Source organism: Sphingobium sp. SJ10-10 (assembly GCF_036038995.2).
In the GTDB taxonomy this organism is placed as follows: Bacteria; Pseudomonadota; Alphaproteobacteria; order Sphingomonadales; family Sphingomonadaceae; genus Sphingobium.
Genome location: NZ_CP158136.1, coordinates 34429 through 58686 on the forward strand (window position 1 = coordinate 34429; position 24258 = coordinate 58686).

General features: G+C 63.7%; 24 protein-coding genes. 20 read left to right on the plus strand and 4 right to left on the minus strand.

Features of this window, described 5'->3' with window-relative positions:
* Window positions 1-37: 37 nt before the first annotated feature.
* Window positions 38-2584 carry a cation-translocating P-type ATPase gene (locus VVT58_RS23280; RefSeq protein ID WP_236614705.1) on the minus strand — a complete coding sequence of 849 codons (2547 nt, stop codon included), beginning with the start codon at window positions 2582-2584 and terminating at the stop codon, window positions 38-40.
* Between the two features lie 43 nt (window positions 2585-2627).
* Between VVT58_RS23280 and VVT58_RS23285 the strand changes: the two genes are divergently transcribed.
* The 3 genes from VVT58_RS23285 (at window position 2628) to VVT58_RS23295 (ending at window position 5465) form a co-directional block, all read left to right on the plus strand.
* Window positions 2628-3047 (plus strand): helix-turn-helix domain-containing protein, encoded by a 420-nt coding sequence (locus VVT58_RS23285; protein ID WP_021243431.1) that lies wholly within the window; start codon window positions 2628-2630, stop codon window positions 3045-3047.
* A 183-nt stretch (window positions 3048-3230) separates the two neighbouring features.
* On the plus strand, window positions 3231-5147 hold the full coding sequence (locus VVT58_RS23290; RefSeq protein WP_021243430.1) for an FTR1 family protein: 1917 nt from the start codon (window positions 3231-3233) through the stop codon (window positions 5145-5147).
* Between the two features lie 90 nt (window positions 5148-5237).
* Complete coding sequence (locus VVT58_RS23295; protein ID WP_021243429.1) at window positions 5238-5465, plus strand: hypothetical protein; 228 nt, start codon at window positions 5238-5240, stop codon at window positions 5463-5465.
* Between the two features lie 229 nt (window positions 5466-5694).
* Here VVT58_RS23295 and VVT58_RS23300 read toward each other — a convergent pair whose 3' ends face one another.
* Window positions 5695-5859 carry a hypothetical protein gene (locus VVT58_RS23300; RefSeq protein ID WP_021243428.1) on the minus strand — a complete coding sequence of 55 codons (165 nt, stop codon included), beginning with the start codon at window positions 5857-5859 and terminating at the stop codon, window positions 5695-5697.
* Between the two features lie 152 nt (window positions 5860-6011).
* Between VVT58_RS23300 and VVT58_RS23305 the strand changes: the two genes are divergently transcribed.
* The 13 genes from VVT58_RS23305 to VVT58_RS23365 all read left to right on the plus strand — a co-directional run bounded on the left by VVT58_RS23305 (window position 6012) and on the right by VVT58_RS23365 (window position 18868).
* Entirely contained in the window at window positions 6012-7370 is a 1359-nt protein-coding gene (locus tag VVT58_RS23305; protein ID WP_031290466.1) for a TolC family protein, read from the plus strand.
* Window positions 7370-8533, plus strand: coding sequence for an efflux RND transporter periplasmic adaptor subunit (locus VVT58_RS23310; RefSeq protein ID WP_021243425.1), 1164 nt, complete (start codon window positions 7370-7372; stop codon window positions 8531-8533). The genes VVT58_RS23305 and VVT58_RS23310 overlap by 1 nt, the downstream gene beginning before the upstream one ends.
* A gap of 3 nt (window positions 8534-8536) precedes the next feature.
* Window positions 8537-11791 (plus strand): efflux RND transporter permease subunit, encoded by a 3255-nt coding sequence (locus VVT58_RS23315; protein ID WP_021243424.1) that lies wholly within the window; start codon window positions 8537-8539, stop codon window positions 11789-11791.
* On the plus strand, window positions 11791-12129 hold the full coding sequence (locus VVT58_RS23320; RefSeq protein WP_021243423.1) for a DUF190 domain-containing protein: 339 nt from the start codon (window positions 11791-11793) through the stop codon (window positions 12127-12129). Before VVT58_RS23315 ends, VVT58_RS23320 begins: the two co-directional genes overlap by 1 nt.
* Before the next feature lie 155 nt (window positions 12130-12284).
* Window positions 12285-12785: an SRPBCC family protein gene (locus tag VVT58_RS23325; protein ID WP_021243422.1), complete on the plus strand. Its 501-nt coding sequence runs from the start codon at window positions 12285-12287 to the stop codon at window positions 12783-12785.
* A 31-nt stretch (window positions 12786-12816) separates the two neighbouring features.
* Window positions 12817-13119, plus strand: a complete 303-nt coding sequence (locus tag VVT58_RS23330) for a zf-TFIIB domain-containing protein (RefSeq protein ID WP_021243421.1) — start codon at window positions 12817-12819, stop codon at window positions 13117-13119.
* A 5-nt stretch (window positions 13120-13124) separates the two neighbouring features.
* Window positions 13125-13676 (plus strand): hypothetical protein, encoded by a 552-nt coding sequence (locus VVT58_RS23335; protein ID WP_021243420.1) that lies wholly within the window; start codon window positions 13125-13127, stop codon window positions 13674-13676.
* On the plus strand, window positions 13676-14131 hold the full coding sequence (locus tag VVT58_RS23340) for an MgtC/SapB family protein (RefSeq protein WP_031290463.1): 456 nt from the start codon (window positions 13676-13678) through the stop codon (window positions 14129-14131). The genes VVT58_RS23335 and VVT58_RS23340 overlap by 1 nt, the downstream gene beginning before the upstream one ends.
* 122 nt (window positions 14132-14253) lie before the next feature.
* Entirely contained in the window at window positions 14254-14613 is a 360-nt protein-coding gene (locus VVT58_RS23345; protein WP_231377892.1) for a hypothetical protein, read from the plus strand.
* 23 nt (window positions 14614-14636) lie between these two features.
* Window positions 14637-15011: a hypothetical protein gene (locus VVT58_RS23350; protein WP_021243417.1), complete on the plus strand. Its 375-nt coding sequence runs from the start codon at window positions 14637-14639 to the stop codon at window positions 15009-15011.
* 31 nt (window positions 15012-15042) lie between these two features.
* On the plus strand, window positions 15043-15726 hold the full coding sequence (locus VVT58_RS23355; RefSeq protein WP_021243416.1) for a ZIP family metal transporter: 684 nt from the start codon (window positions 15043-15045) through the stop codon (window positions 15724-15726).
* Window positions 15723-16328, plus strand: a complete 606-nt coding sequence (locus VVT58_RS23360; RefSeq protein ID WP_021243415.1) for a cation transporter — start codon at window positions 15723-15725, stop codon at window positions 16326-16328. Before VVT58_RS23355 ends, VVT58_RS23360 begins: the two co-directional genes overlap by 4 nt.
* Complete coding sequence (locus VVT58_RS23365) at window positions 16328-18868, plus strand: heavy metal translocating P-type ATPase (protein ID WP_196871743.1); 2541 nt, start codon at window positions 16328-16330, stop codon at window positions 18866-18868. The genes VVT58_RS23360 and VVT58_RS23365 overlap by 1 nt, the downstream gene beginning before the upstream one ends.
* Before the next feature lie 218 nt (window positions 18869-19086).
* Here VVT58_RS23365 and VVT58_RS23370 read toward each other — a convergent pair whose 3' ends face one another.
* Together VVT58_RS23370 and VVT58_RS23375 are read right to left on the minus strand one after the other, a co-directional pair.
* Window positions 19087-20088: an IS30 family transposase gene (locus VVT58_RS23370; protein ID WP_061934287.1), complete on the minus strand. Its 1002-nt coding sequence runs from the start codon at window positions 20086-20088 to the stop codon at window positions 19087-19089.
* Window positions 20089-20220: 132 nt separating this feature from the next.
* Window positions 20221-20787: a hypothetical protein gene (locus VVT58_RS23375; RefSeq protein ID WP_021243524.1), complete on the minus strand. Its 567-nt coding sequence runs from the start codon at window positions 20785-20787 to the stop codon at window positions 20221-20223.
* A gap of 264 nt (window positions 20788-21051) precedes the next feature.
* Here VVT58_RS23375 and VVT58_RS23380 point away from each other — a divergent pair, with 264 nt between their 5' ends.
* The 4 genes from VVT58_RS23380 to VVT58_RS23395 all read left to right on the plus strand — a co-directional run bounded on the left by VVT58_RS23380 (window position 21052) and on the right by VVT58_RS23395 (window position 24195).
* Window positions 21052-21807 carry a LuxR family transcriptional regulator gene (locus VVT58_RS23380; RefSeq protein WP_031290502.1) on the plus strand — a complete coding sequence of 252 codons (756 nt, stop codon included), beginning with the start codon at window positions 21052-21054 and terminating at the stop codon, window positions 21805-21807.
* 20 nt (window positions 21808-21827) lie between these two features.
* Window positions 21828-22577: a LuxR family transcriptional regulator gene (locus VVT58_RS23385; protein WP_031290504.1), complete on the plus strand. Its 750-nt coding sequence runs from the start codon at window positions 21828-21830 to the stop codon at window positions 22575-22577.
* A 73-nt stretch (window positions 22578-22650) separates the two neighbouring features.
* On the plus strand, window positions 22651-23265 hold the full coding sequence (locus VVT58_RS23390; RefSeq protein ID WP_031290506.1) for an acyl-homoserine-lactone synthase: 615 nt from the start codon (window positions 22651-22653) through the stop codon (window positions 23263-23265).
* A gap of 18 nt (window positions 23266-23283) precedes the next feature.
* Window positions 23284-24195 carry a phytanoyl-CoA dioxygenase family protein gene (locus VVT58_RS23395; RefSeq protein ID WP_021243528.1) on the plus strand — a complete coding sequence of 304 codons (912 nt, stop codon included), beginning with the start codon at window positions 23284-23286 and terminating at the stop codon, window positions 24193-24195.
* Window positions 24196-24258: the final 63 nt, after the last annotated feature.

The following is a 24258-nucleotide window of genomic DNA, read 5'->3' on the forward strand; positions in this document are numbered from 1 at the left end:
GAGCGTAGATCGTTGCTTCGCTGCCTGGGTAACCGGATTATCGAACTCGCTGGTCGCGACCGACAAGACGCATACCATTGAGCACGACCAGGAGCGAAGCGCCGACATCCGCCGCGATCGCGCCCCAGAGCGAGGCCATGCCAAGCAGAGTCAGACCTGCGAAAACGAGCTTTACCGTCAGTGAGAAGCCGATGTTCTGCCGGATGACGGCGAGCGTCGCCCTGGAATGCCGAATGAGCCACGGCAGGCGGGAGAGATCGTCCTGCATCAGCGCGATATCCGCCGTCTCGATCGCCGCATCGCTGCCAATCGCACCCATGGCGATGCCGAGGCCCGAGCGCGCCATCGCCGGCGCATCATTGACGCCGTCACCGACCATGGCGACAAGGTTGTGCTGCGCTACCAGCCTTTCTATCGCCTCGACCTTCTGTTCGGGAAGCAGCTCGGCGTGAACCTCATCCACGCCGGTCTCGCGCGCGATGGCCTCGGCAGGCGCGCGACTGTCTCCGGTCAGCATGACGATCTGCGCGATGCCAAGTTCATGCAGTTGCGCGACGATCTGTCGGGCCTCGGGACGCATCGCGTCACCGACCGCAATCAATCCGATGACCGACTTTGCCTCACCGACAATAATCCCGGTCAGTCCCGCGGCGGCTATGCGATGCAATTGGACGGCAAGCGCATCATCGCCGGCGTCCCCAAGTCGCTCTCCAAGATAGCCGGGAGATCCGACCCAGGCCTCGCGACCATCGATCGCGCCAACGACGCCTTTGCCGGGCAACGCCGTCACGGCCTTTGCGGGGACCACGTCAACGCCGCGTTCCGCTGCGGCATCGAGGATCGCACGCGCAATCGGGTGCTCGCTTCGCGCTTCGATAGCAGCCGCAACCGCCAGCAGTTCAAGTTCGTCCCGGCCGCCAAGCGGGATCAGTTCGATCACCTTGGGACGTCCAAGCGTGAGCGTGCCCGTCTTATCCATGGCGATCGCGGTGATGCGGGCAGGCGTTTCGAGATGGACGCCGCCTTTGACCAGCACGCCCTGCCGGGCTGCGCCGGTCAGCCCCGCGACGATGCTGACGGGGGTCGAGATGACGAGTGCGCAGGGGCAGGCGATGACAAGCAACACCAGCGCCTGATAGAACCAGGCGGCCGAGCTTCCCCCGAGCAGAAGCGGCGGCACCAGGAACACCGCCAGCGCAAGCGCCATCACGACCGGCGTGTAGATCCGCGCGAAGCGCTCCACCCACTGTTCGGTCGGCGCACGCTTGCTCTGCGCCTCGCCGACCATGCGCACGATACGGGCGAGTGTCGTGTCGGAGGCCGGCCGGGTCGTTACGATCTCGATCGCGCCCATGCCGTTGATGGTCCCGGCAAAGACCGTTGCGCCTTGCGCGACGGTGACGGGGACGCTTTCACCTGTAATCGGCGCCTGATCGACCGCGCTCGTCCCCGCAACGACGCGCCCATCGAGCGGAATCTTTCCGCCGGGCGGAACGATCACCTGCGTGCCGACCGCAACATCAGCGACCGGCACATCCTTCTCGACGCCTGCGGCATCCCGTATCCGGGCAGAGTCAGGCGCGATGTCCATGAGCGCCGCGACGGCGCGGCGGGCACGTCCAAGGCTCCATGCCTCGAGCGCGAGCGCAAGCGCGAAAAAGAACGCCACGGTCGCCGCTTCGAACCATTGCCCAATGCCGAGGGCGCCCGCCACCGCGACGATCATGAGCAGGTTCATGTCCGGCCGGAGCCGCCGCGCCGCGAGGACCGCCTTGGGGGCGACGTACCGAACCGCCGAGAGGATCGCCAGGGAATAGGCGAGCATGGCGAGGAGGGGAGGATGAGCCTCCCGCGCCAGACTCTCGTGCAGCACCGCGGCGAGGCCGCTCGCGCGGGCATGGATCGCAAAGCCCGCCACCACCAACACGCCGCTCGCGATCGTCAGCGCGGCCTGGATGCGGCGCCGACGCTGCTCGGCTTGCGCGCCGGCACTGTTCACGCCTTCTTTCCAGAGTTCGGCGCGCATGCCGGTGCGCTCGACCGCCTTCAATATTTCGGTGTGATGTAAGGCGTCGGAAGCACCCGCGATCGACATGCGGCCATTGATGAGATCGAACGACAGGTTCCCCAACCCGACGATCGGCCCGACTTCGCGCTTGAGAACCGCGACTTCGTCACCGCAGTCCATGCCTTGGATCTTGAAGATGACGCTGTCCGGACGGTCCGGAAGCATCTGTTCGACAGGCGTCGGTTCGCCCGAGCAGCTGCTGCAACCGCCGGCCTCTGCTTTATCCTCGGTGAACGCATTCGCGGTTAGCAATTCGGCTGTCATCCCGGTGGTCGATACGGCCGCGATTACCGCCTCCACTCCGATGCCGGCCTCGACATCGATATCAAGGAAACCGTGCTTCGGCTGGAACGACAGACGTTGCTCGTCTCCGACAAGGGGGACGAGGACCTCCTTGAGAAGCCGAACCTCATTCTGGCAGTCGAGCCCGCGGACCTTGAAGCGCCACCAGCGGCCCATCGCTATAGCGCGCGCGTCGGTTTGCTCGACCATATCGTCACCTCGACTCTTCGACATGACATCCTCTATAAAGCCTGAAGTCACTAGAGGGTCAAACGATATGTCCGTCGAGCTACTCAGCATCGGAAAGCTCGCCACCGCGACCGGAACGAAGGTAGAGACAATTCGCTACTATGAGAGCGTGGGCTTGCTTGCCCCGCCCGGGCGGACGAAGGGCAATTATCGGGCCTACTCTGCGCAGCATCTCGCCCGGCTCAGCTTCATCCGCCGCGCACGCGCGCTGGGTTTCTCGATCGGCCAGGTCCAGGAGCTTCTCAAACTCGCTGACCAGAAGGACATCTCGTGCAAGGCCGTGGATACGATCGCTCGCGAACATCTTGCCGAGATCGACCGAAAGCTTCGGGACCTGAATACTCTACGGTCTGAATTAAGCAGCGTGATCGTCCAGTGTGGGCACGGCACCATTTCGGAATGCCGCATCATCGAAACCCTGGCGCCGGATTCCGCGGCGGGTGGCTAGGAGGGCGACAGACTCAGGATTGCTTTTGCGGCTATCTGCGCTAATGCAAACTAGTCGCAAAAAACTGCTTGACCCTCTAGCTGCTAGAGGGTCTAAAGAAAGCGGATGTTTACGTCCTCGAGCAGTCTCCGCCTTTGGTCGATTCGCGGGCGAGCACCCTCACTCCACCGATGGGCACTCCGCATGTTGGCGGTGCTTGGTGCTGCCGCCTGTACACTGGGCGCAAGCGCAATCGCTCAAGCCGAAACGTCTGACGTTCAGACCGCGTGGCGGCTTCTCGACTACATGGCGGTAGACTATGGCGGCGCGGTCTCCGGCGGCAAGATCAAGAGCGCGTCCGAGTATAGCGAAATGACCGAGTTTGCAGCGTCGGTCTCTGCGCGCCTCGCGACGCTGCCGCCAACACCCGAGCGCAGCAAGCTTATCGATCGTGCGGCACGGCTTCAGGCGGTCGTGGCAGTGAAAGGCTCACCGAACCAGGTTGCCGATCTTGCCCATGGTCTCGCCGCTGATCTGCTCAAAGCCTATCCGGTCCCGCTTGCACCGGCCAAGGCACCCGATTTCGCCCGTGGCGCGACGCTCTTCGCGCAGAACTGTGCGAGCTGCCACGGCCCTGCCGGCGATGGCCATGGCCCGAACGCCGCCAAGCTCGCCACGCCGCCAATCGCGTTCACCGATGCCGCCCGCGCCCGCCAGCGCAGCCCCTTCGCGCTGTATCAGGTGATCGATCAGGGCATCGACGGCACCGCGATGCAGAGCTTTTCGTCGCTGCCGACCGATGATCGCTGGGCTGTCGCCTTCTATGCGGGGCATTTTGCCTTTTCCGATGTTGCTGCCAAGGAAGGTGAGCGACTCTGGAAAGCCGATCCCGGCCTTCGCCAGCAGATTCCCGATCTAACAGCGCTGGCCGGCCTGACGCCGGAAGCCCTCGCCAAGGATGTGGGAGTCGACAAGGCCGATGCGGTCATCGCCTATCTGCGCCGCCACCCGGAAGCGGTGGTTCGGCAGGCCCCCGGCTCACTTGATGTTGCGCGCGCGAAGCTGCGACTGAGCCTCGCGGCCTATCGCGCGGGCGACAGCCACGCCGCCCGAGAGCTCGCGCTCTCCGCCTATCTCGACGGGTTCGAACCGCTCGAGCCGATGCTGACCGCGCGTGACGCTACGCTCATGGGTCATATCGAAAGCGCCATGGGCGAATTTCGGGCCTCGCTCCAGCAAGGTCGGCCCGCCGACGAGATAGCGACGCGTATCCAGGTGCTCAACGGCTTGTTCGACGACGCCGACGCGGCCTTGTCTCCGGACGCGGCGAGCAGCGCTTCTACCTTCCTGGGCGCGTTCACCATCTTGCTGCGCGAGGGCCTCGAAGCCCTGCTGATCGTCGTTGCGATGATCGCCTTCCTGCGCAAGGCCGAGCGACCCGAGGTGTTGCCCTATGTCCATGGCGGTTGGATCGGCGCGCTGGCGGCGGGCGGCCTGACCTGGGCGGTTGCAACCTATGCGATTGGGATCAGCGGCGCGAGCCGGGAGCTCACCGAAGGGTTTGGATCGCTGTTCGCGGCCGTCGTTCTGCTCTCCGTGGGGATCTGGATGCATGGCAAGGCGCAGGCGGGCCAATGGCAGCGCTACATCCGCGAAAAGATGTCGCACGCACTGTCCCGGCAATCGGCCTGGTTCCTGTTTGGCCTGGCCTTCATCGTCGTCTATCGCGAGGTGTTCGAGACCATCCTGTTTTATGCTGCGCTCTGGACCCAAGGCAATGGCGGGGTCATGCTGGCGGGCGCCGGCTCGGCTGTCCTGCTGCTCGGCGTTATTGCCTGGGCGATGCTGCGCTACAGTCGTGACCTGCCGATTGCGAAGTTCTTCGCTTATAGCGCGTGGCTGATGGCGCTCCTCACCATCGTACTCACCGGCAAGGGTGTGTCGGCGCTGCAGGAAGCGGGCATCATCGATATTGCGCCGCTGGACGGCGGAATTCGCGTCTCGGTGCTCGGCATCTTCCCGACCGTGCAGTCGATGGGCGCCCAGTTGCTGATGCTTGTCGCGGTGGCCGGCGGGTTCATGCTCAACCGGCGCCGTGCCGTCGTGGCAACCACGGGATGAAGATCGGAGCAGGACGCGATATTCGTCTTGACCCTCTAGTAGCTAGAGGGTGCATAAGGCTGCTCATGATGCTTGCACGCGTTGATAATCATGGTCTGTAGCAGCTGCCAGTCGGATGCGCCGGCGGCGCCCGATCCGCGCTGGCGCCGCTTGCTGTGGATCGCTCTCGCGATCAATCTGACGATGTTCGCCGGCGAGATCGTCGCGGGTATCGCCTCGGGGTCGCGTTCGCTGCAGGCGGACGCAAAACCGCTGGATGGTACGTCGGCTCAACATTCGATGACCTCTGGCCGCTTGCAGTTGCTGGAGCGCAAATAGATGCTTTCCATCGCCATATGCCTTCGCGCACGATGTGCCTGGTCTCGCCCGAGATTATGCGATGACATCTTAGGCCTTCATGCGATGTCGGGGCTATCCCGTTGTCGGCTTTCCTGTTAGTTCGTTGTCCGTGCGACGCCTGCTCAACATCCTTGCTTATTTGACGATCGCCCTCTCGTTGGGGACGACGGCGACCGCGCATGTGCTGGAACGGCCGGACGTAAGCGTTTCATCGCAAGAGATAGGTGTGGACGAAGTTGCCATGGGCCATGCGCCCGGCGACGCTGATCAGGTACCCTCCGATGGTGACAAAGGGTATCCTCACCATCACGGCGGCTGTCACGGCGATCACGTCGCAGCGCCGGTCAAGATCTCGAATACCGCGCTCACGCACGACCTTCGGCTTGCCCCCATTTTCGCAAGCCACTCCATGCGGCCGCTCTCGACTGCCGATCCGGCGCTAAGGCCGCCCCAAGCCTGACGATCCGCTGACCTCGCCGGCCATTGCTGCGCGGGGCGAACTTGGTTCGTCAGGAGTCATCATCTATGTATCGTACAATCGCGGCCTTCATGGTCGCGGCGACCTTGGCCAGTACGGCCGGGGCGCAGACAGCACCGTCGCTCGGCATTCCAGCGACGCCCTCTTCATCACAAGCGGCAGATGCGTTCTCGCTCGAGAACGCTCTGGCTGCGGGCGGTATGCCATCAGTCCCATCGGCCGTCGTCAGCAACGGTTTGGCATCGGGGGCGGGGGGTAACGGTCCTGCGCCCCTGCCATCGGTCGCGGCGGCTACGGCCGGCGTCGATGCCGCGACCGCAGCCCGGCGCGTTGCCGGGCTACGCCCCAACCCCGAGTTTCAGGCTCAGGTCGAGAACGTGGCCGGCACTGGCGTTTATAAAGGCCTGCGAAGTTCCGAAACGACAGTGGGTGTGGCGCTCCCGCTGGAGTTGGGCGGCAAGCGGCCGGCGCGTGTCGCGCTCGCAACGGCGCGGCTCACCCGTGCTCAAGTTCAGGCTGAAATCGCGCGAGCGGATCTCCGGCTGCGGATTACGCAGCTCTATATCGAGGCCGCCGCCGCGGAGCGCCGCGCCGAAGTGCTGAGCGAACAGGCCGGGATTGCCAACAATGCTTTTCGGGTCTCAAGCGAGCGTGTGAAGGCTGGCGACGTCGGCCCGATCGAACAACAGCGTGCCGACGTGCTTCGCATCAATGCGCAGGTCGCGGCCGACAGCGCCGCCCGCCAGGCACAGGCGGCGCGGGCCAACCTTGAGACATTGTTGTCGGCACCGGTGACGGGGCCGCTCGATCGCGCGTGGTTCGAGAGGATCGATGGCTACGGACCGCCACGGCCGATCGAGGTCGAAGGGACGTTGGCCCTGGCGGCGGCGGAGGCCGACGTGCGTACCGCCGATGCTCAAGTGCGCGTCGCGAGGTCGCTGCGCGTGCCCGACCTGACCGTCAGCACCTTCGCCCGCCGATTGGAGGCGAGCAACGACACCGCCGCGATGGTGGGTATCTCTTTCCCGATCCCAGTGTTCAACAACGGCAGCGCGTTCGTGGCGCAGTCGCGATCGGAGCAGACGCAGGCGATCGCGCTGCGCAACCTTGCTGTGATCGATACCCGCCAGCAAATCGCCAGCGCGCAAACCGAAGTGGCGAACGCCGCTGCGACCGCGCGGGCGGCAGGTGGACCGGGGCTGGCGGCGGCACAGGAAGCCGCCCGCATCGCGCGGATCGGCTGGACGCAGGGCAAGTTCGACCAGATCGCGCTCCTCGATGCCGAGCGCACGCTCTCACAGACCCGCCAGACCTACGTCGATGCGCTCGCCGCGTACCACGACGCGCAGGCTCGGCTTGACCGGCTCACGACGCCGGCCCCCATGATTTCCGGAGAAGATCGATGATGAACGATAAGCGCCTCCTGGGCGGTGCGGCGGCTGTCGCGATCGTTGCCGCACTTGGCGGCTTCGGGATCGCACGCTGGACCGCGAGCGAACCTGCCGCGACCGAAGCGGCAAGCAGCAACGCCGCTGCCCCGGCAGAAGAGGAAAAGACCCCCGACACGGTGGCGATGACCGAGCAGGCGGTCCAGCAGGCCGGCATCGCCACAGAGACAATCAATCCCGGCGGGCTCGGCGCGGAAATCGTCGCGCAGGCGATGGTCAGCGCATCGCTGCAAGGCGAGGCGATCGTGACCGCCCGCGCAGCCGGCGCGGTGACGCGGCTGATGAAGCGCCTCGGTGATCCGGTGCGCGCCGGTGAGACGTTGGCTATCGTCGAGAGCCGGGACGCGGCACAGTTTGCCGCCGATCGCACTGCTGCCGCTGCCAAATCGACCTTGGCGCAAAAGGCGCTCGCCCGAGAGCAGTACCTATACCGCCAGAAGGTCTCGGCACGAGTCGAGCTGGAACAGGCGGAGGCGGAAGCCGCTTCGGCCGCGGCCGAAGCGCGCCGCGCGAGTGTCGCGGCAGGCGCGGCGCGCGTGACCTCGGATGGTCGCGGTGTGGCGGTCTCGAGCCCGATTTCAGGCCGTGTCACCTCGGAGAATGTCAGTCTAGGCGCGTTCGTCCAGCCTGAAACCGAGCTGATGCGCGTCGCTGATGCGTCGAAGATTCAGATCGAGGCGGCGGTCGGTCCTACGGACGCACAGCGGCTCACTCCAGGCGATCGGGCTATCATCGAGCTGCCCGACGGGCGAACGGCGGAGGCGCGAGTACGCGCCGTCACGCCGGGACTCGCCAACGACACGCGCTCGGCGACCGCCGTTCTCGACGTGTCGGGCAGTCTTCAGCCCGGCCTCGCGGTGCGGGTGAGGCTGCTGCCGAGCCGTGGCAGCACGTCCAACGCGATCGTGGTGCCGGAGGATGCGGTGCAGACGCTCGAAGGGCGCGACATCGTGTTCGTGCGGACCGCGAAGGGCTTCCGCGCGCAGACCGTCACGATCGGTCAGCGCAGCAATGGTCGCGTCGAGATCTTGAAGGGCCTCGTTGGCGGCGCCCAAGTCGCGACCAAGAACGCATTTCTGCTCAAGGCCGAACTCGGCAAGGGCGCGGGCGAGGAAGAATAGACCATGATAGCCAACCTTATGGCGCTCTCCGTCCGCGCCCGCTGGACGGTCCTTGCCTTGTTCCTCGTCATCGCCGGGCTCGGCGTGTGGCAGCTCTCCAAGCTGCCGATTGACGCGGTGCCCGACATCACCACGAAGCAGGTTCAGATCAACACGGTCGACCCGCGGCTCTCGCCGGTCGAGATCGAGAAACTCGTAACCTACCCGGTTGAAATCGCGCTCGCCGGCATTCCCGGACTCGAGACGACGCGCTCGATCTCGCGAAACGGCTTCAGCCAGGTGAGTGCGATCTTCACCGACGATACCGACCTCTATTTCGCGCGTCAGCAGGTCGGTGAACGGCTGCGCCAGGCGACAGAAAACCTGCCGGACGGCGTGCAGCCGCAGGTCGGACCGGTGTCGACCGGACTTGGCGAGATTGTCATGTACACGGTTGGCTATGCCAACCCGGACGGCAAGGGCGCAAAAAAAGTCGCCGGCCAACCCGGCTGGCAGCCTGATGGCAGCTATCTGACACCCGAGGGCGAGCGGCTAACTGATGCAGTGGCCAAAGCAAGCTACCTGCGCACCGTTCAGGATTGGATTATCGGCCCTCAACTTCGATCGGTTAAAGGCATTGCCGGGGTCGATTCGATTGGCGGTTATGCCAAGACCTTCGTGGTCGAGCCGGATCCGACGAAGCTCGCCAGTTTCGGTGTCTCGTACAGCGAGCTTGGCCAGGCTCTCGAAAACGCCAATCTCGCGGTCGGCGCGAATTACTATAATCGCGGGGGCGAAGCCTATCTCGTGCGCGTCGACTCACGCGTGCGGACTGTTGATGAAATCCGCAATGCTGTCGCGGCGACGCGAGGCGGAACGCCAATTACCATCGGCCAGATCGCGAACGTTCGCGTTGGTGGCGATTTGCGGACGGGTGCCGGAAGCATGAACGGCCGGGAGGCGGTCATCGGCACTGTGCTGATGTTGATCGGCCAGAACAGCCGCGTCGTGGCTGAATCGGCGACTGCCAAGCTCGACCAGGTAGCAAAGACGCTGCCACCGGGTATCGAGGTGAAGGTGGTGCTGAACCGCGCCGCGTTGGTCGGGGCCACGGTGGCGACGGTTCAGCGCAACCTGACGGAAGGCGCAATCCTCGTTGCAGCATCGTTGTTTCTGCTGCTCGGCAACTGGCGCGCGGCGGTGATCGCGACGCTAGTGATTCCGTTCTCGTTTCTGATGATGGCGATGGGGATGAATGCGTTCAGCGTGCCTGGCAACCTGATGAGCCTGGGGGCACTCGACTTCGGTCTGATCGTCGACGGTGCCGTCATCATCATCGAAAACTGCCTCGCCCGCCTCGCGCACCGGCAGGAACATGAGGGTCGGCTGCTTTCGGTTCGAGAGCGGCTGGAGGAGACGATGCGGGCCGCGCAGGAGATGATTAAGCCGACCGTCTTCGGTCAGGCGATCATCCTGCTCGCCTTCGCGCCACTGCTCACCTTCACCGGCACCGAAGGCAAGACGTTCTCGCCGATGGCGATTACGATCATGCTCGCTCTGGTGGCGGCATTCGTCCTGGCGATTACGCTGGTGCCGGCGCTGGTGGCGATCATGATACGTGGCAAAGTCGCGGAAAAGGACGTTTGGCTGATCCGGAAGTCCAAGGACCGCTACCTGCCGTTGCTGGACAAAGCGATCGCGCGCCCGTGGCCGTTCATCCTCGGCGGGCTTGCCTTTTTCCTGGCGGCAATTCCCGCATTTGGCCTGCTGGGCTCCGAGTTTATTCCCCAGCTCGACGAGAAAAATCTCGCCTTCGCATCAACGCGCGTGCCCTCGGTCAGCCTCGATCAGTCGCTGGCGATGGAACGCAAGGTCGAGGAGGCGGTGATAAAGGTTCCGGAAGTCGCCTTGATGTTTTCCAAGACCGGCACAGCGGAAGTGGCCAGCGACCCAATGCCGCCGAACGTATCCGACGGCTTTGTGATTCTGAAGGAAAAGGAAGAGTGGGCCGCCGGCACAAGCAAAGCTGACGTGGTCGCGAAGATTGAGAAAGCGACCGGAGGGCTGCTCGGGAATCTTTACGAGGTCAGCCAGCCTATCCAGCTTCGCTTCAACGAATTGATCGCCGGTGTCCGCGGCGATGTCGCGATCAAGCTCTACGGTGACGATCTCGACAAGATGGCGCTGACCGCCAACGAAATGGTGCGGGTGCTTCAGACCATACCCGGTGCGGCCAGCGTCAAGGCCGAGCAGGTTGGTGGTGCGCCAGCGCTGGATGTAAGGCTCGACCGCGCCGCCATAGCGCGGCTAGGTCTTACAGTGCGCGACGTTGCGGACACGGTTGCGGCAGGGCTCGGCGGCCGTGAGTCGGGGCTCGTGTACGAGGGCGATCGGCGGTTCGATGTCACCGTGCGCGTACCTGAAGCGACGCGCGCAAACCTTGACGACATCCGGACGCTGCCGGTGCTGCTGCCACAAGTCGAGGGACGGCCGCGTGCCCAGGTGCCGCTTGCGCAAGTGGCGCAAATCCGGCTGACGGAAGGCCTGAATCAGATCAGCCGGGAAAACGGCAAGCGTCGTGTGGTCGTCCAGGTCAATCTCGGTGGCCGCGATGCGGGTTCATTCGTCCAGGAAGCGCAAGCGAAGATCGCACAGGTCAAGTTGCCTGCCGGTTACTACCTCGAATGGGGCGGTCAGTTCGAGAACTTGGCCGCGGCATCGAAGCGCCTGTCGATCGTTGTGCCGCTGTGCTTCCTGGTCATATTCGGGTTGCTATACATGGCGCTCGGCGGGTTCGGCAGAGCAGCGTCAGTGTTTTTGGCGGTGCCGCTGGGGCTGGCGGGCGGTGTGTTCACGTTGCTGCTGACCGGCATCAACTTTTCGGTGTCGGCAGCGGTCGGGTTCATCTGTCTTGCCGGCGTGGCGGTCCTGAACGGACTCGTGGTCATGTCCGCGATCCGGGAGAGCAGCGAATCCGGGATGCCCGTGGTGGAAGCGATCCGTCACGGCATGGCCGAGAAGATGCGGGCCGTCATCATGACGGGGTTCGTCCCCGCGATCGGCTTCGTGCCGATGGCGCTCGCCCATGGCACCGGCGCCGAGGTGCAGAAGCCGCTCGCCGTTACCGTGATCGGCGGTCTCGTCGCCGCCACCATCCTTACACTGCTGGTGCTGCCGGCGATCGCGAAAGTGATCTTGGGACGGAACGATCGGCAAAATGAGCAAGAGGCGACCACGCCGCATAGCGAAGGACCCGCCCCCCTGAAAGGAGAAGCATGATGGGAGAACCAGCCCGGAAACTGCTGCGGATCTACACGGATGAAGCGGCTTACATCGGCGATCGCAAAGTCTTCGAATATGTCGCCTCGCTGGCGCGTGATCGAAAGATGGCGGGCCTGACGGTGCTGGAAGCGCTGATCGGGTTCGGGGCGTCCGCGCACGTCCATCGACGCCATGTGCTTGAGAGCGACCGCGCGGTGGTGATCGAAATCGTCGATTTCGAGGACGCTTTGCGCGCGTTCGTGTCTGCACTGAGCGATATCCCCGACATCGGGCTAATGACGCTTGAGGCGGTCGAGGTCATCGGTGGCAAGGCCAGCAAGACGCTGGAAGCCTAAGACGATGACCCGCGGCCCGGCAAGGGAGAGGGCTTGCGCCATGCAAGCCCTCTGCGCCTCACCAACTCCCATCAATCCCCCGTCCAATCGGGGAGGGGGCCACCTTTGCGCGGCCTCCGCTTTCACCGCGCCTTGGCCGGACAGGACAGGCAACCATGAAGGAAGAGACCACTTTCGATTTCAATATGTCAGCGCTGCGGGTCTGGTCACTGATCTCCGATCTGAGGGGCTACGCACGATGGCACCCCATCTATCGCATCGCGGGCGATGCCGAACGCGGTGCCGAAATGGACGTCACCTGGCTGCTGTTCAAAGGCGACCGGAAGATGACGACGCAAATGGTCATCAACCGCCTGACCAAGCCCCAGCTCATCGGGTGGCAGATGGGCGTAAAGGGCTTCCTCACCTTCGACGAACGCTACGAGATCGAACCGATCGCGAACGGCGTCTGCATTCACCATTCGGTCGAATGTCGAGGCATCATCGGCGGCCTGTTCGGCCGCATGATGCGCAAGGGTCTGCGGCGGACCATGCGACAACAGGACGCGGCGTTTCTCAATCTCCTGCGCCGGCAATCCCGGTTGCCAGGGCGATCTACGCGGCAACATCGCCGCCCCATCAAACCACCGCCTCCTCGCGGCGCGGCGAATGACTGACGCCCCAACATTCCCAAGAAAGGAACCCATCATGGTAGATAGTCGTGCTTCCCAGGGGCTGCTGTGCCCAACGTGCCGCGTCGATCTCGTCATGAGCGAGCGGCAGGGAATCGAGATCGACTATTGCCCGCAATGCCGTGGAGTCTGGCTCGATCGCGGCGAACTCGACAAGATCATCGAGCGCAGCGCCGGCGATGACAGCGCGCGGCCGTTGAGCGGCGTTCGTCTCGGAATATCCGACGATCGCGGCCAGGGCGATCATGGCGGAAAGCACGGGTACGAGCGGGGTCATAAGGGCCGCCGCAAGGGCTTTCTCAGCGAATTGTTCGACTGACTGCTATGGATCGGCCGCCGCACAACGAGTCCTTCGGGTGTCCGTGTGAGAACGGCCCGCGCCATGGGCGTGCCCCCTGTAGCGCCCATGGCGATAGATCGTGGAAAGACGGGGAAATAGCGGCTCGGCGCCTGCGGAGCGGCCCGGTTCGGGGGATCATCCTCGCGACCGGGCTTGCTCTGGCGCCGGGCCTGCTTGGCTGCTCGCCAGCCACCAACAAGAGCGAGGCCGAAGCGTCGCGTGATCGCGAGCTGCCCAACTTCATCGGCGAGCATTTCTACGCCTGTCCTGATGGGTCGCGCCTCGATGTCGACTTCCTCGGCGATGGCCTGACCCTCGACATAAAGACCCGACCGAACGCCGCTCCGGAACGGGTGACAGCGCCGGCAAGCGGGCGGACCTATGCCGGCCGGAACCTCAACGTGTCGATCTCAGGCGGCGACCGGATCACGCTCAAGCGCCCCGGCGCGCCTGCCTTGGCCTGCAACAGGGTGCTGGCCTATCAGGATGCACCGGACGGGGTAGCGAGCGGCCGGGCCGAAGGTTCGGCCGCATGATGACGATCTCGTCATGGGGGGAGTCGCTTTCCCATATCGTCAGTCTCGCGCTGGCCTATGCGTTGGCACTTCCGGTTGGCTGGAACCGGGAGAAGGATGAACGCAGCGCCGGCATCCGGACCTTTCCGCTGGTCGCCATCGCCAGTTGCGGTTTCGTGCTGGTCGGTATCGCCATTCTCGGACGCACATCGCCTGCCCAAGCGCGCCTGCTCGAAGGATTGATTACCGGCGTCGGCTTCATCGGCGGCGGCGCCATATTGAAGCACGCCGGCAAAGCATCCGGGACCGCAACCGCTGCGAGCCTTTGGGCGACCGGAGCGCTGGGCGCCGCGGTCGGCTATGGTCTTTACGACATCGCGGTGATCCTCAGCCTGACCACCTTCCTGACGTTGCACTTCTCTCATCCGTTGAAGCGCGCCTCCCAGGATCACGCCGAGCCGGCTGATCGACAATGAGGCACAATCGTCCCTCCGAAACTCGCGCGACGCGGCGGGTGCCCAAGAGTGGCGGGCAATTCGGGCCGGTATCGCCGCCTCCAAGCGACGACCGTCGCTCGCGTTTGGAGCGCTGGGCTTCTTTGCTCGAACGCGATCCGCACCAGCTTGTCGCGCTGCTGTGTCCGTCATGGGCAGCGGGGGAAGACATCGCGCCGATGGCGGCGAGTCCAAGTGCCGTCGATCTGGCCTGGGCCGATCCGGTGTTTCGCGTGACGGGTCTTGCGCGACGCTCTCGGGGCGACGTGAAAGCGTTTTTCCAGCTTTCGGATGCCGAGCTGGACCGGATCGCGGCGGGGTCCTGGCGCGTCCGGGTGCGGCCTGCCTGGCAGGTCGCGGCGCGCATACGCAACGTGGCAGATCCGCGCCCTGAAAGACTGATCCTGGTCGGCGTCATGGTCATGATCGCCAGTGTCGTGGGAGCTGCCCAATGGCTTGGATGAACCGGCTCTTCCCGGGAGCGACTATGACGCCGGTTCGGTTTGGGTTCGCCGGCATAGCCCTTGTGCTGGCATCGTCGGGCTGTTCGGAACAGCCTCGCAAGGCGAAACCCACCGAACAGGAAATCCACGCCGGGGACAGCGGGGATGCCAGCGGCATCCCCGGTCGCCACCCCTATCGGTGCGACGACGATCGCCCGCTCCTCGTCGACTTCAAGAATGAGGGCCTGACGCTCGAGCTGCGCCGCGACGGGAACGCTGCGCCGGTTGTCCTGACCGCGCCTGCGGCCGGGCTTCAATATGTCGGCGACACGATGAGCGCGATGTTTTCGGGCAACGAACTCAAGATCGAGGAAGGGGACAAGCCCCCCGTCTTGTGCAGGAAGGATACGAGCTTGTGACCAACCCACCCGGCAGAGAAGGGCGCTGACGATGGCGGCGCTCAAATTCTCCCTGATCCCGATGATCGCGATCATGATCGGCGCGCTGATCGCCGGATGGCGCACCCCCGGCGAGAAGCTGGTGGCGGCCATGCAGCATCTCGCGGCCGGCGTGGTGTTCGCCGCTGCTGCGACGGAGATCCTGCCGCTGGTGATGCACGGCGGTTCTCCGACCGCGACGCTGATCGGTGGGGCGCTGGGCGTCGCCGTAATGCTCGGGCTCAAGGCGGCGGAAAGCCGTTGTGAAGGGCCGGTGGCACTTCTCGCCGCGATCGGGCTCGATCTGGCGATAGACGGCCTGGTCCTCGGCCTTGCCTTCATCGCCGGCGAGAAGGCAGGAACGCTGCTGGCCGTCGCGCTGACCCTCGAAGTGTTGTTCCTGGCCTTGACCCTCACCAACGATCTGGCGGGGCGGTATCGCAAGGCAAAGGCGATCGGACTGACCTGCGCGCTGGCAGTGCTGGTGCCGATCGGCGCGCTGGTCGCGCAGCCGGTAGCGCTGCTGTCGCCGATATGGATCACCGGCTTCCTGAGCTTCGGCCTGATGGCGCTGCTTTATCTCGTCACCGAAGAGCTGCTGGTCGAGGCGCACGAGAAGCCGGACTCGCCGCTTATCAGCGCGATGTTCTTCGTCGGCTTCCTCATCCTCCTGCTGATCGAGGAAATCATGGCATGACGGCTACACCGGACACAAAGGTCTCGGCCGAGCGGCGCACACTCTGGATCGTGTTTCTGCTTAACGCGGCGATCGCCGCCGGCTTCTTCGTGACGGGCCTGATCGGCGATTCCAGCGCGCTCATCGCCAACGGCGTCGACAACCTGTCGGACACCGCGGTCTATGCGCTGAGCCTTATTGCGCTCAGCCACGGGCCGACGTGGAAGACGCGGGCCGCAACCGTGTCGGGCGTCATGCTGCTGATCTTCGCCGTCGGCATCCTGATCGACGTCGGCCGCCGCTATGTCCAGGGCAGCGATCCGATCGGCCCGACGATGATGGTGATGTCGGCCATCGCCGGCGTCGTGAACTATGTCTGCCTGCGCCTGCTCCAGAAGCTCAAGCAGCCCGATGTGAACCTGCGTGCCGCAACCACGTTCAGTTTCAACGACTTCATCTCCAATGGCGGCATCCTGATCGCGGGCGCGCTGGTGCTTTGGCTGGGGACGAATTGGCCCGATCTGCTGGTGGGCCTGGCTACCGCTCTTATCGCGATCAAGGGCGGCATCGAAATCCTGCGTGATGCGCGGGCAGAAACCAAGACCAACGCGGAGACGGCGTGATGACCGAAAAGCTCGAACTCGATATCCCCGTCCTGCTGCCGGAGGTTCCCGATGCGGCCGATGCCTGTGTCGGGCGTCTCGTGTCGACGCTCAGCGCCAAGCCCGGCGTCGAGCGCGCGCATGTCCTGCCTGCCGATGGAGAGACGCCGGCGAAGCTGTGCATCCATTTCGACGGGGCGGCGCTGCCGCTGCCGCGTGTGCGCGAGATGGTGCGGGCGGCGGGCGCCGATATCAGCGGGCGATACGGCCATGCGACATGGCAGGTCGAGGGGATCGGGCACGAGCGCCGCGCCCGCACCGTCGGCGAGACCCTGTGCCAAGTGCCCGGCGTGCTGCAGGCGGACGCCAGCGCCTCGGGCAGCGTGCGGGTCGAATATGACAAGGAGCGTGTCGACGAGGCGACGATCGTCGCGGCGCTGGGCAAGCTCAAGGTCAAGCCGGGCAAGCGGACTGGCTCGGATCATGCCGGCGATCTTGCTGGACACGATCACGGCGCGGGCGACCATGCCGGGCACGATCACGGGCCTGGCGGTCATGCCGATGGCGCAGAAAAGCACGGACCGGGCGATGGCCACGATCACGCCCACGCCAATTTCCTCGGCCCCAATACCGAGCTGATCTTCGCGCTCGCCTGCGGCGCGCTGCTGGCGATCGGCTTCGCGATCGAGAAGCTGGTTGCGGGTGCCCCCGACTGGCTGCCGACCGCCTTCTATGTCGGCGCCTATGTGTTCGGCGGCTTCTTCACGCTGCGCGAGGCGATCGACAATCTAAAGCTCAAGAAATTCGAGATCGATACGCTGATGCTCGTCGCGGCCGCCGGCGCCGCGGCGCTCGGTGCCTGGGCGGAAGGCGCGCTGCTGCTTTTCCTGTTCAGCCTCGGCCATGCGCTCGAGCATTATGCGATGGGGCGCGCAAAGCGGGCGATCGAGGCGTTGGCCGAACTCGCGCCCGACAAGGCGACGGTGCGCCGCGACGGTCAGACGACGGAAATTCCGGTCGAACAGCTGGTGGTCGGCGATGTCGTGATCGTGCGCCCGAACGAACGCCTGCCCGCCGATGGCTTTGTCATCAAGGGGTCAAGCGCGATCAACCAGGCCCCCGTCACCGGCGAGAGTATTCCGGTCGACAAGGAACCGGTCGCCGATGTTGAGGCGGCGCGCGCGAAGCCCGATGCGGTCGAGACAACGTCGCGGGTGTTCGCCGGCACTATCAACGGTGGCGCCGCGATCGAGATCGAGGTGACGCGGCGTTCCAACGAAAGCGCGCTCGCCAAGGTCGTGAAGATGGTGAGCGAAGCGGAGACGCAGAAGTCGCCGACGCAGCGCTTCACCGATCGGTTTGAGCGTGTCTTCGTGCCGACGGTGTTGGCCTTGTCGTTCATCTTACTGTTCGCGTGGGTCGTCGTCGACGAGCCGTTCCGCGACAGCTTCTATCGCGCGATGGCGGTGCTGGTTGCGGCCAGCCCCTGCGCGCTGGCGATCGCTACCCCCAGCGCGGTGCTGTCCGGCGTCGCGCGGGCCGCACGCGGCGGCGTACTGGTGAAGGGAGGCGCGCCGCTCGAAAACCTTGGCTCGCTGAAGGCGATCGCGTTCGACAAGACGGGGACGCTGACAGAGGGCCGTCCGCGCATCACCGATGTCGTGCCCGTCGATGGCGCGAGCGAAGAGGATTTGTTGGCGCTCGCTATCGCGGTCGAGGGATTGAGCGATCACCCGCTGGCGCAGGCGATCGTGAAGGATGGACGCGAGCGCTTGGGTGACCGCGAGCTGCCGACCGCGACCGACCTCAAGAGTCTGACCGGACGCGGCGTCACCGCGACCGTCGACGGCGAGACGGTATGGATCGGCAAAGCCGAGATGTTCGGCAAGGAGGGTATCCCGACGCTGAACGCGGCCGCGACCGACGCCATCGCCACCCTGCGCGAGGGCGGGCGCACGACGATGGTGGTGCGCAAGGGCGACAAGGACGTCGGCGCGATCGGGCTGATGGATACGCCGCGCGAAGCAGCCAAGGTTGCGCTCAAGCGGCTGCGCGAGATGGGCATCACCCGGATGATTATGATCTCGGGCGACCACCAGAAGGTGGCCGACGCCATCGCCAAGGATGTCGGTCTCGACGAGGCATGGGGCGACCTGATGCCGGAGGACAAGGTGGCCTCGATCAAGAAGCTCGCCGGCGAAGACAAGGTTGCGATGGTCGGCGATGGCGTCAACGATGCGCCGGCGATGGCGTCGGCGACCGTTGGCATCGCGATGGGTGCTGCAGGCTCGGACGTGGCGCTGGAAACGGCCGATGTCGCGCTGATGGCTGACGATCTCGCGCATCTGCCGTTCGCCGTGGGGCTGAGCCGCCACACCCGCGGCATCATCCGGCAGAATGTGTTCGTCAGCCTCGGCGTCGTCGCGTTCCTCGTGCCCGCGACGATCCTCGGCCTGGGCATCGGCCCGGCGGTGGCGATGCATGAAGGCTCGACGCTGCTCGTCGTGTTCAATGCGCTGCGGCTGCTTGCCTACCGCGATTCAGCGAAGCAAGCGGCATAGCGCCGAGTTGCTACTACGCTTGGATTGTCAGCGGCGAACCGGCGGCTGACGGCAGTGATGATGCTCCCAAAGGGCTCCCTAATTTGCAAGGCATGTTGCTGTGTCACGCGGTTGGCCACGGTCTTACAAAGAGGCGGTTTCCATTTGAAGCGCGACACCCGAGGTGATGCGTAGCATTTCATCCGGGGTGGGGCGAGCCCCACCCCGGATGGCAAAATTTATCCGGCCTTGAGGAGGGCGATCTGTTCTCCCAGGACCTCGTGCGGGGTGCGATAGCCCAGGCACTTGCGGGGTGTGCTGTTGAGGCGATCGGCGACGGCCTGGATCTCTTTGTCCGACAGGAGCGCAATGTCGGTGTTGGAGGGCAGGAAGCGCCGTATTCGGCCATTGCAATTTTCCACGCCGCCTTTCTGCCAGGGCGCGGACGGTAAGCAGAAATAACTGGTGACGCCGAGCCTGTTTCGCAGTGTCGCAAAAGCCGCAAATTCCGTGCCGCGATCAAAGGTGATGCTACGCCGGAGGGAAGGGGGGATGCCGCGCAAATGCCGATCGATCCCGGCCATGACACCGGCAGAATGTCGGCTCGGATTACGCGCGAGGAAGGTGAAGCGGCTGCAGCGTTCGACCAGCGAGGTGAGGTTGGCTTTGCCATATTCTCTCCGGAAGATCAGGAGATCGCCTTCCCAATGTCCGAAGCTGCTGCGATCCGCAATTTCCTGCGGACGTGCGCCGATCGTATTGGCCACAGGAATATGGAGACCGCGTGGCTTACGAGCGTAGCGCTGCCGTCGAGAACGGCGGGCAACGGGAAGATGGCGCCACAGCTTCTGGTGGCGTCCATCAGGTCCATAGACATATTGGTAAATGGTCTCGTGGCACACCGCCTCCCGGTTGCCCCGATGACGCCGCAGGTAACCCGCAATCTGTTCTGGCGACCAGGCGGCCGACAAGCGATCAGCGATATAAGCGGCGAGTTCCGGTTGGCGAGCGATCTTCCCGCCACGAACTCGACGCCCGCGCGCCATGGTCTGTGCGACAGTCGGAAAATAGCCGCGAAACAGCGGATTCTCATCCAGATGGCGGTTGCGCTTGAGCTCTCGATAAATCGTCGAAGGATGCCGACACAGCGCGTCAGCAATTTGCTGTGCTGACCGTCCGGTTGCTGCCAATCGATAAATGTCGCGCCGCTCGTCCAAACCCAGATGCTGATAGCCGTTCATTGCGTGCCTTCCTGGAAAAGGGATCAAACCCTTATAAAACCTAGGATTTCGCACTTCGAAATAGAATCCACCAGACCAAAATATTTAGACCGATAATAATGGTTATGTTAAATTTGGCCAACTCCGGGGCGATTAGAACGCCAGTTCCGTCTGCCTTGGCACCGCTCTCGGCTGCTCCTGGCGACCGCCGATCAGACCGCGCGCGCACCCTGATAAAATATAGACGGCTTGGCGCTGCGCACCGCGATTATGATGATCGACACAATAGCCCTGATAGTGCCGCTTGAGCAAGCCAGCCCGCACAAGTTCGGATACCGCCCGGCTTACATTCGTTTTTCCCGACGCTCGCACTTGCTCACGTATGGCGTCGTCGATGATTGCCGTGGCCTGATCGACGTTGGCGGGCAATGCGCCTGACATTGCCAGATCGCTGCGTATCCGCTCTTCCAAGGCAACGCGCCTGGGGTCACGCTGCCCCATCGGGGTAAGCGCATCACAAAGCCAGTCACGCAGGGGAATGAGGCCGCCGTCCTTGGCCACCAACGGCCCCGCGCTGCCGTCGGATCGGGAAACCTGTGCAATCAGGTTGAGCACCATGAAAGCGTAGCGCGGTCGAGACGAGGACCGCGCAAGCATCTCCAGCAAGCAGGGCATATCGAGTTGCGGGCGGCCGTCGCCAATGATCGGAGCGTGCAACATAACGGGATTGAATCAAGCACATATAGGGGGTGAAGTGAATCCCCCTTTGCAGCAGATTTCATCATTTTGTCGGCTGTGACACTTTGCCCGAGGGTAAAGTGTCACGCGCGCCCTTTCACCATCATGCCAGGCGACGCCAACTAAAGACGACCTGTGCATTTCTTAGGGGGAGTCGGACGTTAGAGGCAGCCGGTCTTGTTTTTCAATGGCTTCGCCGAGTGGTGGCTAGACGACGCCGTAATCGAAATGCGAACCGTTCTCATTATGGGAAGTTTGAAAGATGCCGGTCGCTTGGGTGACATCACTGCGTTCGAAGCAGAATGCCGGCAGGCGACGACCCTAGAACAACTCAAATCCAAGCTCGATGCGATCGTGCGTCAGTTCGGGTTCCGCTGGTTCGCATTGGTGCATAACGTCGATCTGAAACGGACCACCCGCAAAGCTCTCCTGATAACCACCTATCCGGTGCGCTGGATCGAGGAGGTGATGGATGCACGCCTCTATATGGAGGATCCGGTCCACGCCGCCTGTGCCAAGACTGTCTCCGGGCTCACCTGGGATCAGATCGGGGACTTCATCGCGCCCAATGCGCGCCAGCTATCAATCCTGGAGCGGGGTCGCGCGCACGGACTGGCAGCTGGGTTCACCATGCCGATCAGGATGCGCGACGAGCCCGACGCGATATTCACGGTGGCGCGTCAAGGCGACGAGATGATTTCAAGCCCGGACCTTCTTTCGGCCCGTTTGGTTGGCACGGTTGCCTTCGACCGGGCTCGTACCCTCCTGGGTCCCGAGCTGGCCAACGTACCGATAGCGCTCAGTCCTCGCCAGATCGACTGCCTCGATCTCGTGGCACAAGGAAAAAGCGACTGGGAAATTGGCCAGATTCTGGGGCTGAGCCGCGACACGGTCCACGAATATGTCGAAGGCGCGCGCCGACGTTATGGCGTCCGCCGTCGAACGCAGCTCGTGCTTCGCGCCGTTCGCGATGGCCATCTCAATATTGAGGCTCTCGTGTAGCACAAGCAGATCGGCGGTTCATGATCACCCTTGCCGAAGTGCAGGCATTCTGCACCGTGGCTCGTGCCGCTACCACCCCTCATGCTCTCATGCAGGCTGTTGAAGAAATCACGGCAGCGATGGGCTTTCGATATTTTGCGCTGGTGCATCACGTCGATTTACTGACCCCTGGCAGCACCATCGTTCGCCTCGTCAGCTATCCTCGAGATTGGGTCGACGCGTTCGAAGAGGGTCGGCTGTATGCGGCCGACCCGATACATCGCGCCAGCCACACCACGACCGTAGGCTTCGCCTGGTCGAAGGTAGCAACGCTGATCACCTTGAACCCGCGCGATCACGCCGTACTCGCTGCCGCTCGCACAGCCGGCCTCGGCGACGGATTTACAATCCCCGCCCATATCCCAGGCGAGGCGAACGGATCCTGCTCTTTTGCCATGCGCACCGGGGAGGAACTGGAGGATGCGCAATTGCCGCTGGTCCAGCTCGTGGGCAGTTTTGCATTTGAGGCCGCCCGCAAGATAGCCCGATCGGGCATCGCGCCCATCCCGCCTGCCCCGCAACTCACCGATCGGCAGACAGAATGCGTGGCGCTTGTCGCGCGGGGAAAGACCGATTGGGAGATCGCCAGGATCCTTGGTGTCGGGGTTGAAACGGTAACCCAGCATTTGAAAGACGCCCGCGACCGTTACGGAGTGACAAAGCGAACGATGCTCGCCATTCGGGCGCTGTTCGACGGAGCCATCAGCTTCACCGACATTCTCCGGCGCTGATCTCCCCAGTTCTGGGGATAACGCAGCTCATTGCAAACTGCTCGATTGACCACCTCTCACGAGGAGGTGCGTTATGGTTGTTGTTCGTAATGGTATTGAGCAGGCATTGAGCGACCGCGTGTTTCGCTCGATGTTTGAGGAGCGCAAGCGGGTCTTTGTTGATCTGCTTGGCTGGGACATTCCGGTTCTCGCCGGTCGATATGAGATCGACCAGTTCGATGACGACGAAGCGACCTATATTGTCGTGACCGACGGGACAGGCGAGCATTGCGGATCTGCCCGCCTGCTTCGGACGGACCGACCGCACATCCTCGACACAATTTTCCCCTACCTGTGCGACGATATTCCGCCAGCAGGACCGAGGGTCCGCGAGATTACGCGCTTTTGTTTGGCGCGAAGGCTCAAGGCTCGCGAGCGACTTGCGACCCGCAATCGTCTTGTGTCCGCTCTGGTCGAACATGCCCTTTGCAATGGCATCACGACATATACCGGCGTTGCTGAGTGGGCATGGTTTCAGCAGATCCTCGCATTTGGTTGGCAATGTCTCCCGCTCGGTATGCCGAGCAGCGCCGGCTGCGGCCTGTCTGCGATGCGGATAGAGATTTCGCCGGCCACACCGGGCCTGCTGCGCCAATCCGGCATCTTCACGCCGATCCAGCTGATGGATCTCGACCGCGCTGCCGCCTGAGAATTGGGAGATCATGATATGGCAACGAAAATAGCATCCGCGACGCTCGGGTCTGAGCCGCATCGTTCGCTCTGCGAGACATTGTTGGCGGAGGGTTTTTGCGTCGTGCCGAACCTGATGCCAGTGAGCGACGTCGCCCTGCTGGCGGCAGATCTTGCGCCTCACTTTGATGCAACGCCGTTCTGTGAAGGCGGATTTTATGGTGCCCGCACCAAGCGGTTCGGGAGTCTGCTCAAACGATCCCGACATGCGCCGGCATTCATCCAGCACCCGCAGATCATTGAGATGGCACAGGCCGTGCTCGGCACGTGGTGTGACACGATCCAGCTCAATCTCGCCCAGGCACTTGAACTGCACCCGGGTGCCCTGCCGCAATTTCCACACCGGGATCAGGATATGTGGGGCGGCCAGACCGGAGAAATCGAATATCTGATCAACGTGATGTGGCCGTTCACCGACTATCGGGCTGACAATGGGACGACCCTGATCTGGCCGAACAGTCACGCCGTAAATGCGCTGAATCCGGAGCCTCCCGAGAAGCCGGTTGCCGTGGAATGCAGCCCGGGATCTGCGATTGTCTTTCTCGGTTCGACGCTTCACGGCGCTGGCGGCAACCAGTCATGCGATGTGCGTCGCGGCATGATCGTAAGCTACTGCCTGGGGTGGCTGAAGCCGTACGAAAATCAATGGCTGGTGTATCCGCCTGAAGTGGCGCGCACGTTCGCACCCAGCCTGGCCGCACTGATCGGCTATCAGCAGCACAGACCCAATCTTGGGAATTACGAAGGGCGATGCCCCTCTATTCTGCTTGGGGATGAGCGCCTCGACCATCTCGGCGCGATCGATGCCCTCCGTCCAGATCAAGCGGCAGCGCTTGAGGAGTTCCTGGAAGGTCAGCGCCGGTTACGTCCAGCATCGAGGAAAAGCTGATTCCAGCGCGCTCCCCCCCTTGTGGGGGGATTGCTCGAAAATGCCGGGGCGGGTTCAAAAGAG